The sequence below is a fragment of the Veillonella sp. 3913 genome (assembly GCF_003992235.1).
GTDB lineage: Bacteria > Bacillota > Negativicutes > Veillonellales > Veillonellaceae > F0422.
The window spans coordinates 1-17,315 of record NZ_RQVF01000004.1 but is presented as its reverse complement, the minus strand read 5'-3'; the positions used below and the strand labels follow the sequence as shown (position 1 = coordinate 17,315).

Here is a 17,315-nt window from a genome sequence, read left to right as displayed (position 1 = left end):
ATATGTATTATTGACTTACACTTATACTAGACTAGAATTATATTATGTAATGTTTGAAATGGGAGAATAACATTGAAAAAAGCAATTTTAACAGCAGCGTTATTAGTAACAGTAGGCTCTAGCTTTGCTATGAGCGATGAATTGTATAGCCAAAAGAATCCAGCAAACGTAACAGGCGTAGCTGTTGGCTATGAATTAGTAGCACCAATGCAAGAAACAGTAGTAGCTGTGGAAGATTTAGGTAAAGTATTGGAACGTGCTCATGAAGTTCGTCAAGATTTGGTAAAACGCCAAGTAGCTGGTGAACGTTTGACAGATCGTCAAGATCGTTTTGTTAAACATGATGTAAACCAAGACTTCCTTACTGTATTAGATCGCAACTTAACTAACCGTGTGGAATTCTTCAAACGTGCTCATAACTGGAATGGTGATAACAAATACGAACATTCTGGTAACTATGAAACATTCCTTAATAAAGATAATGAAAAGGCTACAGAAGCTGTAAATGGTTATAGCAATAGCTATGGTTGGAATGTGTTACGCAATGTGCGTCAAGATGCATTATCCAATGTAAAAGCAGTATTGGATCGACAAGGTGAGACTGTTCGTGGCGAAGATATTGCAAAAGCAATTCTTGCTGCAGCAAGCAATAATGCAATGACTGTAAATAACGAAGAACTTCGTTACTACATTAACGAACTTGTTTGGTACACTGCAAAACAAACAGTAAAAGAAACAAATAAAGAATTATCTCATGTTTTAAAATAATTGAGAGATTCATAGGATTGTAGTATCCTATTTGAAGTGATAGAGAATGATTTGTCAGAAGGCAATCATTCTCTATTTTTATATTGGATACATGTGTTATCCTATAGCATTCATTATAAAAACTAGCTGCTATAGTACTAAGGAAAGCTATATAAATCGTTAGAGGAATAGTGTATACTATATGTATGATATGGAATACTTGGAATATTGAAAGTACTTTCGTTGTAAGAAAGATGATGTGTTATAACACTATACTATATACTATTGTATACGCTATATAAGTATAAGAAAGGATACCTATGCAAGAGATTGTAGTAGGCGGTTTATATCGTCATTTTAAAGGCATGTTATATTATGTGATTGACATTGCTATTCATTCCGAAACAGATGAGCCTCATGTGGTGTACCAACAGCTGTATGGTGAGCGCAAAACGTTTGTACGTCCTCTAGTGATGTTTGCTAGTGAAGTGGACCGTGAAAAATATCCTGATGTGGAGCAGAAAGATCGCTTTCAGTTGGTCAATGGTTGGGATGTAGAACAGCAGTTGCGGTAAGGAGGTTCTGTGAATAGGAAATATTTTTTCTTTGATATTGATAATACACTAGCAGTGTGGCCTGATGGAACGATTCCTGAAAGTGCTCAATACTCCTTGCAGTATTTGCAGGATACAGGGCATCACGTGGCGCTTGCTACGGGCCGTTTACAGGCAGATGCTATGCGCTTTGCCAAGATGGCAAAGACTCCGAATTTTGTGGCTGATGGGGGCTATAGCATTACAGAAAATTATGAAGTGCAATGGATGCAGGGCATGGACAGGGACCGCTGCGTGCAGTACCTTAAGTATTTAACAAGCCACAATGTGCCTTGGGGGGTCACACATAAAAACGAATTTGTTCGCATTACTCCTTATGAAAGTGTCCTAGCATGGGATCCGAAGTGGGAGATGATAAAAAATGAAGTCGTACCAGACTTGGTACCTGAGGATATTGAACACTTTTACAAGGTCTATGCATTCATTACAGAAGAAGAGGAACAGCGCCGTGGCATTGTACATATGACGAAGGATTTAATTCGCTATGGGGAAGGATGCATTTTGTTTGAACCTATGGATAAGGCCTATGGAATCCAGAAAATGATGGATCGTTTTTGTGCATCCTACCAAGATGTGATCGTATTTGGGGATGGATATAATGACCTGTCCATGTTCCGACCAGATTGGCTGAACATTGCCATGGGAAATGGCCGTGATGCTCTGAAAGAAAAAGCTGACTATGTGACTGCATCTTGCTATGATGATGGAATTTATAAAGCATTACAACATTTTGGTTTTATACCGAAGCAGTTTTAGTATGAATGAAGTAGATAGTATACTTTCATCATAACTATATGAAGCGGTTTGAACATCAAAATTAGTTATAGTATAATAAAGCGTAGATATATCGAAATGGGTCTTAAAAGGAGGACATACCATGGATTTAATTCAAAGTTTAAAAGAGCAAGCAAAAGGCTTGGGTAAAAAAATTGTATTGCCAGAATTCGAAGATAGCCGTGTCATCGAAGCAGCGGCTGCGATTTTGAAAGAAGGTTTCTGCGTGCCTGTATTGGTTGGTGCAGAAGATAAAATTCAAGCGGCAGCTACAGCAGCTGGTGTATCTTTGGAAGGTGCTGAAATCATCAACCCAGCTACATTCGGCGAATTAAACAAAATGGTAGATACATTTGTAGAATTGCGCGCGAAAAAAGGCATGACACCTGAAAAAGCACACGCTACTATGACTGGCGATGCGTTATTCTTCGGTGCTATGCTAGTGCGTTTAGGTTTGGCTGACGGCATGGTAGCAGGTTCTGCTAGCCCTACAGCAAACGTACTTCGTGCAGCTATCCAAGTAGTAGGTACACAAGCTGGTTTGAAAACTGTATCCAGCTCTATGCTTGTGATCACTGATAAAAAAGAGTATGGCGATGATGGCCTATTAATCTTCTCCGATTGCGGCGTTATTCCTAATCCAACATCTGAACAATTGGCTGATATCGCTGAGTCCAGCGTTGGTAAAGCTCGTTCCGTGGCAGGTATGAAAGAGCCTCGCGTATCCTTCTTGTCCTTCTCCACAAAAGGATCTGCTTCTTCTCCAGAAGTTGATAAAGTGGTAGCAGCTGTAGAAGACTTGAAAGGCCGTAACGTTGACTTCGCATTCGATGGGGAATTGCAATTAGATGCGTCCATCGTTCCATCTGTAGCAGAACGTAAAGCTCCAGGATCCAATGTAGCTGGTAAAGCTAACATCTTGATTTTCCCTGACTTACAAGCTGCTAACATTGGTTATAAATTAGTACAACGCTTTGCTGGCGCTACTGCTATCGGACCAATCATCCAAGGTTTGGCAAAACCAATCCATGACCTTAGCCGTGGTTGCTCCGTAAGTGATATCGTTGACCTTTGTGCAATTGCTGCAGTGGAAGCAAACTAAGTCGTCTCTGGCTACTAGACCTAACGGTCTTCCTCAGAGAAAGAAGTCCTAAAATGCTTATGGCTCACATGGGTATTAAATAATAGGAGCAATTCTATTCCCCACAACGAAAGGTCATAGACTTTCATAAGAAAACCCTCCTGAGGTGCATACCTTGGGAGGGTTTTTCTAATTTGTGCTTTTAGTGTTACCTGACATGTGATATAATGGGAATATAAGAAGAGAGCCAATAACGTGGTGGTAGCGTTAGGCTCATCTGGGATATAGAATGGGCCTAACGTGCATAAGTAGTAGGAATACTTATTATAGCGTTAGGCTTTTCACATATTTAAAGATTATTTCTTCAAATAAGTGAGTAATGCTAATACGAACATAGCGAATAAAATCATGATAGAAATTGCTTCGAATACGGTTATATTACTCACCTCCCTTACTAAGTAAGAAAGATGAACCTAACTCACGTTAGAGACTCTCATGGCTATAGTATATCATAATAATATTCGTAATGTGAAAAATAAAGTAATTACTAATAAAAGGGCAATCCGTTTTCTAATCTTTTGTAGGTTGATTGGGCGTGACAGATTGCCTTTTTATATATGTGAAAAGGAAAATATGTTATAATGAAGGTAATCAATAAAATTATCAATTAGGAGTTAATATGAAAGTTACCTATTTAGAACATAGCGGTTTTGTCATTGAAGATGGCAGACGGGCCTATGTATTTGATTACTGGAAAGATCCAGCCGGAGTGATAGATACATTAGTAGCACAAGGTTACGAGTTACATGTTTTTGTATCCCATATCCATCATGACCATTACGTGAAATCAATTTTCAAATATTTACCATATATACACAGTGTTTGGTACCATGAAGATGTGCCAGCTTTGCGAGATATTTTCAAGGAATTGCAGGAGACAGCAGGGGATAAGCAAGATGCTGAGAAAGCTAGTTTGGTGTTAGAAAGAATCAAACAAGGGTGTTCTAATCAAGGCCAAAATATGACAGAGAAACATCTAACAGAAGAATTGGTACAACATGTGTTTTCTTTGCACTCCATGAAAGTAGGCGACACATTAGAATCAGATAATCTGACTGTCACCATGTTTGGTTCCACTGATGAAGGCGGTTCATTCTTGGTGGATACAGGTACGCATCGCATCTTTCACGCAGGAGATTTAAACTGGTGGCATTGGTCTGGAGATACGCCTGAGAATATTGCAGAGGCAAAAGCGTTAAAGGAGAAAGAATTTGCACCTCTAATAGGTTTGTCTGTGGATATTATGATGTTTCCTGTAGATGCTCGATTAGAAGTAGCTCGTGAGTGGGGAGCCTTAGAAGTGTTAGGTATAATGAACACGAAACTATTTATTCCTATGCATGCCAATGGATCTATTTGGGTGCCCTCGGAAACATTCCGCCACACATACCCAAACCAACGTTGCTGGATTCCGGAACAACCGGGTGATGTGCTAGAGGATGTGAACTAAATGATAGTGTGGTTACAACGTCATGGAGCAACGGCGTTACTAGTACTGATGAGTGTCATATTCTTAGTCTCCTATCCCTTGCATAGAGATCCTTTATGGGGTCTCATCACGCATATTTCAGGGGCTGCCATGATTGGTGGCTTAGCTGACTGGTATGCGGTGACAGCACTGTTTACGAAACCCTTGGGGATTCCTTTCAAAACGGCGCTCATCCCTAGGAATAAGGAACGGTTCGTGGAAATGGCACGGCATATGATGGTGGACGAACTCCTTCGGGTATCTCATATGTACGAGGTACTGAAACAGGAACGTGTACCAGGGCGGATTGTGTCATTTATGAATAGTGCCACTGGTCGGGGGTATGTTCATGTGTGTTTTGAGGAACTGAAAGACCATGTGTTGCCTCATGTGAAAGAAAATTTACTACAAGAGCAATTGCTAGGGCATATCAAGAATGGTGTGGAATCTTGGCGAGTGACACCTTTTGTGGTTAGTTTGTGTCGTCAACTGTTAGAACGAGAACGAGCAGAGGTGCTATGGATGCACATCAACCGTATGCTTCAACGATTGCTAGCGGCGGAAGGGATTCGCCCCTACTTATTAGGGCTAGTATCCTCTGTGATGAATCGCTATGCAGACAATTCATTTTTGCGAGAATTGGCATTAGCATTAGGTGGGGAGTCACTTTCACCGGAATACATTACACACATGATACAGGTGAAAGGCTGTGCTTATTTAATGAGCCAAGAATCCTTGCAGTCGCCCTTGGGGTCTGCGGTATACACGAAGGCTCGGTGGGCTGTGGATGAACTAGCACAGAATGGACAGTGGCAACGGAAATTAGAAGATAAAAAAAATGCTTGGTTCCGGGAGTTCATCGAAGATGGCTATGTGTTGGAAGATACGTTAGATCTTACGCGCTATGTAGAGCAAGGGGAAACGGAATTGTATCATTTCTTTGAGCGCTTGGAAACGAATGCTGTGAAAGGTCGTAAGGCAGAGCGATTTATTCTATTCCAATTGTTGCATGTCTTAAATTACGTACGCCCTTGGATTGAACAGATCGTCGTGCGCGAGATGAATCGATTCACGGCAGAGGAAATTACCCGCATATTACAATCTAAATTGGGCTATGATTTACAGATGATACGCATTAATGGGTCCTTGGTAGGTGCTATTTTAGGTGGTCTCTTCTACGGATTGACCTTGCTGAAAGGAGGGATTGTATGAGCCCTCGTGTTATAGAAATACCAAGAACGCCCTATACAACCTATGCGAATCGCTTGCTGCTCACCATGGCGGTTTTGTTTGGCTTGGTGTGGTGGGGACAGTGGTATATCACAGCTCCTTGGTATGATGGTTTGTATTGGTTTGTCCAATCGGCCCTCATCGGTAGCGTAGCGGACTGGTTTGCGGTGACTGCTTTATTTCGAAAACCTTTGGGTGTGTCCTTTCATACTGAACTGATTCCACGGAATAAGAATCGCCTTATTGAGGGGATTATCCGCATGGTGAATACGAAACTTCTCACCTATGATCAATGTAAAAGGGCTATTGAACGGGTACAGTTTGTACCGTTTATAGACCAATATATTCGTAGTGATGTAGGACGGAATACGGTGCGCCAAGGGATTGCCACCGTGCTGTCGGAGTTGTGGGAGCGACGTAGTGATCGGGAGTGGGCCCAATGGGGTGCACAACGGTTGCGGAAATTTTTGCATAATCAGTCTTTTATCGGTCCTATGCAACAGACTTTACTGCATGTGTGTGAGCACAATCGTTATGAAAGTGTGGTCATTCGCGGCATCGACTATTTGCAGAGGGCTCTGTATACACCGAAGGCACAGCAATGGCTAGAAGCGGTTATTGAGGAAGAAATCGAAAAGCGCAAGAAAGATGTAGTGTCTGCCATGCTCATTGGACTTTCAGAAGGATTGAACATCGTGAACGTCGAAGAAATGGCACGGGCCATCATCGAAGAAGTGCATCAAATGTTGGAGCGCTGGAAACAGCCGAACAGTACGGAACGCCTCGTGTGGTTGCATCAATGGGTAGGACCTTTGCAACATATGGCGTCGAACCGAAGCATCACAAAGACCTTGGACGATGCTATTCAACAGTGGATCGATGTGCAAGATTGGGAGCTCATGTTAGAAGAGTATGTATGCCCACGGATTCGTGAAGGCATGGTATCTGCGGATGGGACATCGCCAATGGCCATTGCGTTGGAATCGAGTTTTCAAGAGTTGTGGAATCATTACTGTGAAGAGCCGGGCATGGTGGAACGGTTAGAAGAAGCCTTAACTCATATTATGCTGCATATTGCTTCGAAGAGCCATGGGTTTATCGGCATCATCATCCGTGAAGTGCTACAAAGCTTAAGTACAGAACGGTTCATTTATTTTATTGAAAGTAAGGTGGAAGAAGACCTTGCTTGGATCCGCATTAACGGTGCCCTCGTAGGCGGCGTAGCAGGATTGGGGACCTGGTTGTTCTTGTATTATGTGTATGAGCCAGTGTTGCATGGACTAGGAATACTATAATATCTAGAAAATATTTTATAGTGTAAGCGGAGTGCAGTTCTATAGTGTGGATGTATTTCGATTGGAATAGAATGTATATGGCTGTTTTCTGATTGGATTAATAGTATATAGGGTACACGTTCTGTGATGCGCATTGTTTAGCAAATCGAATATATATTAAAAAACAGGGGACCCAGATTCGATGGAATCGGGTCCCCTGTTCTCATTTGAAAGTTCTATATGGTTGCAGCTCTCTAATTGAGACATATAGGTAATGAAAAGTTTCGTTGTTACAGTGATAGGATTATGCTTCTTGCACGGTGTTAAGGTTGAGCTCCAAGTCTTTGATCATTTGTAGATCATCTAATGGAGAGCGACCAGCTGTTGTTAGGTAACCACCCACCATAATACCGTTCAAACCACCTTTTAATGCGTAAGATTGTAAGTCACGAAGGTTCACTTCACGACCGCCAGCCGTACGAATCAAAGCCTTTGGCAATACGAAGCGGAACACAGCAAAGGTTCGAAGAATTTCCAATGGAGGAATTGGTTTATTGTTTTCGAATGGTGTGTTCTTGATAGGGTTAAGAATGTTCAAAGGAACGGAGTCTACCCCTAATCGTTTTAACTCGAATGCCATTTCAACACGTTGCTCTTTGGTTTCATTCAATCCCAAGATACCGCCGGAGCAAACACGAATGCCTGCCTTTTGTGCATTGGAGATAGTGAACATTTTATCTTCATAAGAGTGTGTTGTACAAATGTCTGGGAAATGGCTTGGTGCTGTTTCGATGTTGGAGTGATAACGTGTCACACCAATTTCTTTTAATTGAACGGCTTGCTCGTAGGTCAATAAACCAAGGGAGCAACAAATCTCTAACCCAGTTTCTTTACGAATACGAGTGAGAGCGCTCAAGATTTGCTCGAACTCTTTTGGGTTGTTTGTATTACGGCCACTTGTAACGATGGAGAAGCGGATAGCGCCAGCTTCTTTCGCTTTTTTAGCAGCGTTAACGATTTCATCCTCTTCCATGAAAGGATACACAGTAACACCAGTGTCATGATGGGCGGATTGAGCACAGAATTTACAGTTTTCTGGGCATTTACCGGAACGGGCGTTCACGATGGCACATAGGTCTACTGTATCGTCATTGAACTTTTGACGGATTTTATCAGCCATAGCTAAAAGAATCATAGTGTCTTCGTCAGATGTGTGAATCAGCTGCTCTGCCTCTTCACGAGTGATCTCGCCACCATCTAATACTTTTTGCGCGTAGGCTATGATTGTTTCATAGGAAATAGATTTGGATACAGTTTCCATAATTACACCTCGTAATAGTTGTTTGATTTTAATGACTACATCATAATGACTACATTATATATCTATTGTTAACTTGCGTCAATAGTATAAGCGTTAACAGAGAGCGGAGATTATTTTGCTATGCAGGTATTCTGCGCTTATAGAAGTTTATTCCATATGTAGAATTTGTGGTATAATGGGTTCGTAGAAGAGTTAATGACGTGATGTTAGGCTCATCTCTTCCTAATATGGGAGGAGGTGGTTGCTATGACTAAGTATGAAAAAATCTCCTTGATGATTTCTATTGCTAGTTTAGCAATTCAATTCATTGATCTAGTAAAATAGACAATGAAAAAGCCTAACGGATAAGGTCTCACACACCTTAGCACGTTAGGCAAATTCAGTTTCAGTATCTTTAAGATGAGCCTAACGCCAGCACACGTTATTAGCTCTTCTTTTTTATAAGATAAGTATAGCATTGTTTATTGCTAAATGCAAATATCACTAGACTTTACGTGAATATATGGAGAAAAATCGTTGTAATTTTGGGTGTAGTCATTTTTCGTGTTTACTTTTATAATAGAGAGTAAGAATATATTTTAGAAATAATAGCTTAATTTTTGGGGATAATGGAGTAATAAAAGGAACCGCCCAAGAACTGAGAGTTAAAGATAGATATATACATGTAAGGGCGTAAGGTTGTTGTTCTGGAGGGCCTAGATGATTGTCCTAGATGCAAATGCAGGGATTCCCATGTACGAGCAGGTATATGAGGCTGTAAAAGTACATATTGAGCAGGGCTTATTCCGTCCAGGGGAACGGCTTCCTTCTATACGATCTATGGCGGCACAGTTAGGGGTCAGTAAGATTACGGTGGAACAAGCCTATCTACAACTGGCCACGGAAGGATATATTCAAGCTCATAAAAAGGCCCCTTATGAGGTATTGGAGATTGTCCAGCCTCTAGGTGGCGACTGTGATACTATGATGCAGAATCATCCTACATGGAATATGTCCTGTGAAGGAAGTCTTTCACCAGTGAAATCTCCGATTCTTTACAATTTTGCTACCGGTGCCATGGACCCAGAAGGATTTGACTTTAAGCGATGGAAGCGTTTTATTGGATATGCCTTACGAGATACGAAACGTCTTATGACCTATGGTCAATTAGAAGGGGAACCAGAACTGCGGAGTGCGTTGAATCAATATTTGCAGCAGGCACGAGGTGTAAGAGCTACAGTAGATCGTATTCTTGTGACTAGTGGTACTCTTAATTCTTTGCAAATGATCGTCTCTTTATTGCAACGTCAAGGAAAATCTAAGGTGGCTTTGGATCGTCAAAGTCCTAGTTTTGCGAAAGCAGTTTGGAAGGACTATGGATTTTCTGTGCTAGAACTAGATATGCGTTCTCCGGGGCGAATCCATACTCTTCAAAAAGCGCAGATAGATGTGGTCTATTGTATGCCATCTCATGGAGATAGTATGGGACGCATCATGACGATACAAGAACGAATGGAATTGTTACGATGGGCTCAGCATAAAGAGGCATATATTATCGAGGATGACTATGATAGTGAACTTCGTTATTATGGGAAGCCTGTATTATCCTTACAAGGAATGGATAGAAATGATTGTGTGATTTACATGGGCACACCATCGAAGGTATTACCACCTTCTATTCGATTAAGCTATCTTGTATTGCCAATCACTTTGTATAAAGACTTTCATAGTCATCGTAAAGATTACGGGCAAAGTGCTAGTGTCCTAGAACAGTTGGCATGGGCTATGTATATGAATGCAGGGGAATGGAATAAACAAATTCGTCGGCTTCGAAAACACTATTTAGAAAAAAGTAAGTATTTTACTAGTTTATTGCGACGCTATTTGGGTGATACTTATGAAGTGGTTGCTCCTGAAGGAGGAGTCTATGCAGGGGTGCGACTCAGGTATGTGGATGGAGAACAGTTGGCATTACGAGCCTTAGCATCGGCTTGTGATGTTAAGGTGTTAGATACGGTGGACACCGATATGGTGGAGGTTTTATTGTCTTTTAGCGGTATTCCTACCTGTGAATTAGAACGGGCAGTACAGGTATTAGCAAAGGCATGGAAAGGGTTATAATATGGGTATACCATTTAGATTTATACAATGTGGGGATCTCCATTTAGGGGCGCCTTTTCGCTATTTAAAATCATTTGGCAGATCCTTAGATACAGCCATGGTACGTGCTACCTATACATCCTTTCAGAATATTGTAAATCTAGCTATTCGTCAGCGTGTAGCAGCAGTTCTGATTACAGGTGATGTATATGATGGAGTAGACCATCCTTTAGAAGCAGAGATGCATTTTGTACGTGGATGTGAAAGTTTGGATAAGGAACAGATTGCTGTTTATGTAGTACAAGGTAATCATGACCCTGCTGATAGTTGGAAGCGACATATGCCGTTGCCAAAGAATGTGCATGTCTTTTCATCTGAACGGGTGGAACGGTTTTCGCTTCTAGTGCGAGGACAAGAGGTAGCGGGTCTGTATGGCCGGAGTATTGACCATAGTACTCAATATGAAGATATGGCCTCTACTATTCATCCGTTACGGAGCGATCCTTTTTCCATTGCCCTTGTGCATGGTACGGTAGGCATCCATGAAGGGCATGATCAGACAGGACCTTGTACACTGGAATCCTTGCGTAGTATTCCTATTCAATATTGGGCCTTTGGACATGTTCATAAGCGTCAAATTATTAGCGATCATCCATATATTGTGTATGCAGGAAACACACAAGGATTGCATCGTGGTGAAAGCGGACCAAAAGGTTGCTATGTAGTGGACGTATCTAGTCGTGGTACTGTAGAAACGCAATTTTATGAGACGAATACCATCCGTTTTGCTGAAGAGACTATTGATTTAGGACAAGTAAAATCTGTATTGGAGATGTTAGAAATGTTGCGTCACAAAAAAGAGATGTTACGGAAATCTAATATATCTATTTTGTTATCGATTCGCTTGATAGGAGCAGGACCTTTATCAGAGATGGCACGAGATAGCAAGGTTCGAGCTACTTGGATAGAGGAATCTCATGCTGAAGAGACAGGTAAATATGGAGTGTATATTATCGGTATCGATTGTGAATTAGGCAGTATTAGTCATCCAAGTATAGCACCTGGGATGATTAGGGATTATGTGAAAGCTATCGACTCCATGCATACGGGGATAGAAGCACTAGAAATGATTGTAAAAGTTCGCCCAGAATGGAAGCGATTAGGAACGCATAGTCGACTAGTGACAGAGGCTATGTTGCAATCCGCCTATGAAAAAGCGAGACGTGATGGAGTCCGTTTATTACAGGGGAATGATCATGAAGATTAAAGAAATATATATAGAACAATATGGCCCCTATACTAAGTGGAGATTTGAACCCTATGATACAGGATTACATGTGTTGTACGGACCGAACGGGAGTGGAAAAACTACATTGCTCCAAGCCTTTCGTGGTATTTTACTGGGAACAAAGAGGAAAGAAGAGCCTGTAGATGGATATATTCTAGTGGAGCGAGAAGGTCACACATACCATATTGGGCGTAAAGGAAAAGAACTAGACTTTTACGAGGTAGGAGGAGAGCGCTATACCGTAGAGCCAGCAGAATTATGGTGGCAAGGACTAGATAAAAAGACGTACGATCGCATTTTTGCTATTACCTTAGATGATCTACAAGGGGTAGACATCATACAGGAAGTAGACGTGAGAACTCGGTTTTTTGGTGCTGAGGGCGGAGAATCTCTGGGTACACTTGTGAAAGATGTAGATGAATTAGCCAGTCAGTTATTAGTAGCATCACCTACTGGTAAGCGAACCATTAATGCTTTGTTGGACCGTTTGCAAGAGTCAGAACAGGAAATCCGTAAACTTCAGCAAGGAGAACAGGAGTATTATACATGGCAAGCTTCTCTAGTAGAGCTAGAACAGAAAGAAACTACATTGCAAGAGCAACGGCAAGAGCGCAAGGAGTATCTACAAGAAGTGGAACGTGTTTTGCGTGCTTGGGATACGTATAAACGGGCAGAAGAAGCAAAACAACATATGCATCAATTCCATGTGAATGAGCCTTTAGAACGAGAAACGTTTTTAGCGTTAGATGAAGAAATTCGTCGCTGCCAAGAGTATATGCGTGTGTGGCGTGGTAAAGAGGAAGGGCTAGTACCAGATAACTTTGATCCCGAAGATAGGCTTGGAATGTATGAGCAAGAAATTGAAAGTTTGTACCAAGAGATATCTAAGTGGACACAGTTAGAAAAAGAATGCCGTGAAGGAGATCTCTATCTAGAAAAAGTACAGGCGCAACTGGCAATCATAGGAAAATCTCATAAGTATTGGCGTGATGTAGAAGAGTTTCCTAGAGATGTGAATTGGCATGATGGGGAACAAGCAGCACGGCAATTACGAAGTGCTCGTGAAGCCTATGAGGCATGGCAACGTCGAGAGCCGTTTCCGCAGGATGATAGAGCCCTTCAGGTAGCTGATGCAGTGAGAGGGCTAGAAGAAAAACAAACTGCCCTAGAAGCTCTCAAGAATGCATACCTATTAGGACAACAGGCTGAACCTGAGGTAATAGTGAAATCGGGACGAGCTTACTATATAGGTGGAATAGTATTAGTAGTGTTAGGTATAATCCTATTAGCTTGGCATATGACTTATGCAGATGTGTTTGGTATACAGGCTATAGCGGGCATCCTAGGGGTATTGCTAGGCGTGGCTCTAATAGTTCAAAAATATAAGGCGAGAAAAACAGATTCAGTAGGTGCGAACACATCTGTTAAAGACTTCTCAAGTTTGGAAAAGATAGCCAAACGAACTATGCCAACTATGGAAGAGGAGTATGAAAGTTTACTTTCAGATATACAGGAAGTAGCGGAACAAATCAAAGGCTATGAAGAGGATGTAAGCCATTTTAAAGCTTACGAAGTAATGAAAGCGCAGTGGGTGACGGAAGGTAAAACCTTGGAAGCGGCAGGCACTGAGGCCATGGATGTCTGGGAAGCCTGGTTGCCAAAGGCGGCCAAACAGACGAACCGAGATGATGCATTCTATGGCATGAAAGAAGAATATCAAGCGTATCATGAGCGATTACGTGAGTTTGAGGGCTACCAAAAGCAAGTGGGCTTGCATCATGAACAATTGGATGCGATTGTGAATCGGTGTCGAAAATTGTGGAGCTCCTTGCAGTTGCAGACATTGCCATCTATCGTAGAGCTGCGTGTAGTCTATCATCAATTGCAATTACATAAGCAGAATCGTGCGCGGTGGGAGCAAAAGGAAAGCCAGCGTAAAAACTATCGTGAAGAATATGCTACGTGGAGCAAGAAAGAAAAAGAATTATTCTTAGCCCAAGAAGAGTTGATTCAAAAAGGTGGTGCTAAGAGTGCGGCAGAATATCGTCAGCGTTTATTGGAACAGGATCAATATAAGCAGTGGGAGACGATTTATCGGCAAAGTCAGCGACAATTGGATTTGTTGGCACCGAAAGAATTTCATAAGGATGTGTGGTATCGTCGTTTACAAGGCAATGATAAAGGGAAGTGGGAATTAGAGTACTCCCGCAGTGAAACGGAATTAGCGAATATTGAATCATCCTTACAGGCATTGTATGAAGAGCGGGGGACCTTGCAGGAATCTATGCGCCACTTGAGCACATCTCATGCAGTGTCCGAAGCATTGTTGAAAAAAGAACAGTTAGAAGCGGAGCTTCGAGAAGCTTTAGAAGAGTGGATGACTTATGTATTCATCAACCATGGCATGGAACTAGCACAACAAGAATACGAAACAGATCGGCAACCGGCGATGCTAGCAAGAGCGTCTGCCTATGTGAAAGCCATGACAGGTGGTATCTATACTCTGCATATGGATGATGCGCATAAAGGGGCATATGTAAAAGATACAACGGGACGAGAGATTCCTTTAGGCAAATGGAGTAGTGGACTGGGAGATCAAGTGTATTTGGCATTGCGACTTAGCTTGGCGGAGTCATTTGCTGAAAAAGTAGAATCTTTACCGTTACTGTTAGATGATGTGTTAGTTAGATTCGATCTAGAACGGCAAAAGTTGACGTTACAGGTAATAGAAAGAATTAGTGAACATACACAAGTATTTTTATTTACTTGCCATGAGACGACGAGCCAGTTAGCTAGTGAAAAAGTGCATACATATAATCTTGAGGCTATAGGTATGGGCATCACTTCTAACGCTATGTAGCCTGTGGCGGGGTTAACTAAATATGATAAAGAGAAGACCGTAACACACCCTTCTCAAACTATACAGTGGTTATGTTTGTTCAGGGGTATGTTACGGTCTTCTTGTGTTTGTGTGATTTAGGTAGAAAGGTCCGCCACAAGGCTACTACGCGTGACGGCGTTCCTCTGGGGGGCTCTTTTTTGTTAGATTCATTATAGCACAGGTTGGCTTATAGATTTATTTAGTAAAAAGTTCACGATACGAGAAATTTTTGTAGTATAATATAAATCAGAAGAGTCATTGACGTAATGTTGGGTTCATCTTCTTTACTTAGTAAAGGAGGTGGGTAATATGACGGTATTTGAAGCATTATCATTAATGATTGGTTTCGGTATTTTATTATTAGCATTACTCACATACTTAAAAAAGTAATTTTTAGCATGTGAAAGGCCTAACGATTTAATAAGTATTCGCACTACTTATGCACGTTAGGCCATCATTTTTAATGTTCTAGATGAGCCTAACGCCTTCACACGTTGATGGCTCTTCTTTTGTTATTTTCATTATAGCACGATTTATAAATGTATTACAAGACTAACATATGTGATGGGGGTTCGTGTGCTAGATATTCCGATGTAAGAGTAGTATAATACTCTCTATATGAGAGGAGTGCATGATGAACTATTCTTGGATACGGAAATATTGGATATATATAACAGTGGTGGCGGCACTACTCATTGCAGGTGGTGTATTCACATGGATGCAGCCCAAAACGGTGCAAGTGATGAATCCTGTGGAACGTCAAATGCCAGTACGCATCAGTCATGAGGCAAATATTACGGCATTGCATAAGGCTAGTGTAGAACCGACGGTATCGGGGCCGGTGTCTACTTTCACTGTGAAAGTAGGTGACATGGTAAAAGCTGGTCAAGTGCTAGCTATGATTGATACCACATCACTACAGCAACAACTGCAATCTTTATTAGGACAGTTGCAGGAGGCGCGGAGTCGAGCGCCACAACAGAGTGCATCGACTACAGTGGTGGGTGGTAGCGTATCATCAGCGGATGTGGAGAGGGCACGATATATGCGTGATGCTGGCATTATTACGAATCGCGAGTTTGAAACGATTGCGGCGAGGGCGCAATCACAAGTGGTAACGGTTCCTTCCTATTCAGGCGGATCTGGGGCGGATACCTCGGGTATTGAAGCAGCCATCGCTAAAATACAAGCACAAATGGCGGCAGCGCAAGTGCTTTCACCGATGGAAGGGAGAGTAGCAGCTATTTATAATGAAGATAGAAAGATTGCCATCGAAGGGAAGCCACTTATTCTTATACAACAAGATTCTCCAGTGGTGGCCACATTGAGTGTCCCACAAAGCTTTGGATCTATTTTGAAGCAGCCCAGCATCACTGGTGGCGTGGAAGTCTATTTAGATGTAAATGGAACACAGGTGCCGGGACAAATTACATTTGTGGGAACCGAATCAGGACCGAGTATCACGGTAAAAGCCACTTTCAACGTACAACCTGGACAAGTGACGATTGGTGAGTTCTATACTTTGGTGATTGAAACGAAAGCGAAAGCGCCGGCGCTTACTTTGCCTAAAGAAGTTATTCGTGATGGTGAGAATGGTAAGTTTGTATATGTGTTAACAGATGAAAATACAATTGATATTAAGACAATTGAGATTGGATTAGAAGTGGATGGTGCTGTGACAATACTTGATGGGTTAAATCCGACAGATCGAGTAGTCACAAGTAAAGGGAACTTTGAACTGGGCGAAAGCGTTCACTTGTGATGTTATGTAGCCTGTGGTGGTTTAACTATATGTGATAAAGGGAAGAGCACGGTATACCCCTGTATAGCGTTGTCACGTTTAGTTAATATTCTATGAAGTAAAAAGAAGAGCAGGGCACATTCCTTCAGAAACGGTATTTCATAATGTTTCTTCAGGAACATGCCCTGCTCTTCTAGGGAATATGCGATTATGATACATATGAACGTGACCTAGACTTATTATGTTCGGAGTAGGCCGTGCTCTTTTTGTGTTTGCTTGATTTAGTCAATAATAACACCACAAGGCTACTACTCAAAACAGCGTTCCTCAGAAGGAAAGTTTATGAGTGGTTGGTAGGGGGAATGTTCATATATTTGTATGATGTAGTTAATAATATAGATATAAAGGTTCAACACATGAGAGGGTTGGTTAATGAAGAGATAAAATATTGGTAGAGTACGACATCCTATTTGCGTAGAGATAAGGATATTATTTGATGAAAGTTTTAAGATGCTATAGGTATAACTTCGTTGTCTACTAGGAGTGTTGAATTATTATATACATATAGAGGATGGGCATAAAAATTTAAAATTGGGGGTTGCTTTTTGCTTGGAAATGGAATATACTATTAAACATGTTCGAGAGAACTGAGCGTTCATACTCGTAAGAGTATTGAATGAAAAAAAGATTAAAAATAACTGTTGACACGATATTGTGAATCTGTTATTATAATCTAGTCGCCACAACACAGTGTTGT

14 protein-coding genes are annotated in these 17,315 nt (G+C 41.5%); 12 read left to right on the top strand and 2 right to left on the bottom strand.

Annotated features, from left to right (window positions below):
* Positions 1-72: 72 nt before the first annotated feature.
* The 4 genes from EO113_RS05835 to pta all read left to right on the top strand — a co-directional run bounded on the left by EO113_RS05835 (position 73) and on the right by pta (position 3,237).
* Complete coding sequence (locus tag EO113_RS05835) at positions 73-768, top strand: hypothetical protein (protein ID WP_127135785.1); 696 nt, start codon at positions 73-75, stop codon at positions 766-768.
* 299 nt (positions 769-1,067) lie between these two features.
* Positions 1,068-1,322 carry a DUF1653 domain-containing protein gene (locus EO113_RS05830; protein WP_127135784.1) on the top strand — a complete coding sequence of 85 codons (255 nt, stop codon included), beginning with the start codon at positions 1,068-1,070 and terminating at the stop codon, positions 1,320-1,322.
* A 9-nt stretch (positions 1,323-1,331) separates the two neighbouring features.
* Entirely contained in the window at positions 1,332-2,117 is a 786-nt protein-coding gene (locus tag EO113_RS05825; protein ID WP_127135783.1) for an HAD-IIB family hydrolase, read from the top strand.
* A 121-nt stretch (positions 2,118-2,238) separates the two neighbouring features.
* Positions 2,239-3,237 carry a phosphate acetyltransferase gene (gene pta, locus EO113_RS05820; protein WP_009353978.1) on the top strand — a complete coding sequence of 333 codons (999 nt, stop codon included), beginning with the start codon at positions 2,239-2,241 and terminating at the stop codon, positions 3,235-3,237.
* 335 nt (positions 3,238-3,572) lie between these two features.
* On the opposite strand, the gene EO113_RS08335 is transcribed toward pta, so the two are convergent.
* Positions 3,573-3,662 (bottom strand): putative holin-like toxin, encoded by a 90-nt coding sequence (locus EO113_RS08335; protein ID WP_370466892.1) that lies wholly within the window; start codon positions 3,660-3,662, stop codon positions 3,573-3,575.
* Positions 3,663-3,895: 233 nt separating this feature from the next.
* Here EO113_RS08335 and EO113_RS05815 point away from each other — a divergent pair, with 233 nt between their 5' ends.
* From EO113_RS05815 to EO113_RS05805, 3 genes are read left to right on the top strand one after another with little or no spacing between them, the layout of a single operon-like run.
* Positions 3,896-4,726, top strand: a complete 831-nt coding sequence (locus tag EO113_RS05815; protein WP_127135782.1) for an MBL fold metallo-hydrolase — start codon at positions 3,896-3,898, stop codon at positions 4,724-4,726.
* Positions 4,727-5,956, top strand: a complete 1,230-nt coding sequence (locus tag EO113_RS05810; RefSeq protein WP_127135781.1) for a DUF445 family protein — start codon at positions 4,727-4,729, stop codon at positions 5,954-5,956.
* Positions 5,953-7,269, top strand: coding sequence for a DUF445 domain-containing protein (locus EO113_RS05805; protein ID WP_127135780.1), 1,317 nt, complete (start codon positions 5,953-5,955; stop codon positions 7,267-7,269). Before EO113_RS05810 ends, EO113_RS05805 begins: the two co-directional genes overlap by 4 nt.
* A gap of 283 nt (positions 7,270-7,552) precedes the next feature.
* On the opposite strand, the gene bioB is transcribed toward EO113_RS05805, so the two are convergent.
* Positions 7,553-8,569 carry a biotin synthase BioB gene (bioB, locus tag EO113_RS05800; protein ID WP_009353994.1) on the bottom strand — a complete coding sequence of 339 codons (1,017 nt, stop codon included), beginning with the start codon at positions 8,567-8,569 and terminating at the stop codon, positions 7,553-7,555.
* A gap of 699 nt (positions 8,570-9,268) precedes the next feature.
* On the opposite strand from bioB, the gene EO113_RS05795 reads away from it, so the two are divergent.
* The 5 genes from EO113_RS05795 (at position 9,269) to EO113_RS05780 (ending at position 16,579) form a co-directional block, all read left to right on the top strand.
* Entirely contained in the window at positions 9,269-10,669 is a 1,401-nt protein-coding gene (locus EO113_RS05795; RefSeq protein WP_127135779.1) for a PLP-dependent aminotransferase family protein, read from the top strand.
* 1 nt (position 10,670) lies between these two features.
* The gene (locus EO113_RS05790; protein WP_127135778.1) at positions 10,671-11,915 is read left to right on the top strand and encodes a DNA repair exonuclease; all 1,245 of its coding nucleotides are present in this window, start codon (positions 10,671-10,673) and stop codon (positions 11,913-11,915) included.
* Entirely contained in the window at positions 11,905-14,796 is a 2,892-nt protein-coding gene (locus EO113_RS05785; RefSeq protein ID WP_164726340.1) for an AAA family ATPase, read from the top strand. Before EO113_RS05790 ends, EO113_RS05785 begins: the two co-directional genes overlap by 11 nt.
* 330 nt (positions 14,797-15,126) lie before the next feature.
* Positions 15,127-15,207: a putative holin-like toxin gene (locus EO113_RS08330; protein WP_369688082.1), complete on the top strand. Its 81-nt coding sequence runs from the start codon at positions 15,127-15,129 to the stop codon at positions 15,205-15,207.
* A 241-nt stretch (positions 15,208-15,448) separates the two neighbouring features.
* Positions 15,449-16,579, top strand: a complete 1,131-nt coding sequence (locus tag EO113_RS05780) for an efflux RND transporter periplasmic adaptor subunit (RefSeq protein ID WP_127135776.1) — start codon at positions 15,449-15,451, stop codon at positions 16,577-16,579.
* Positions 16,580-17,315: the final 736 nt, after the last annotated feature.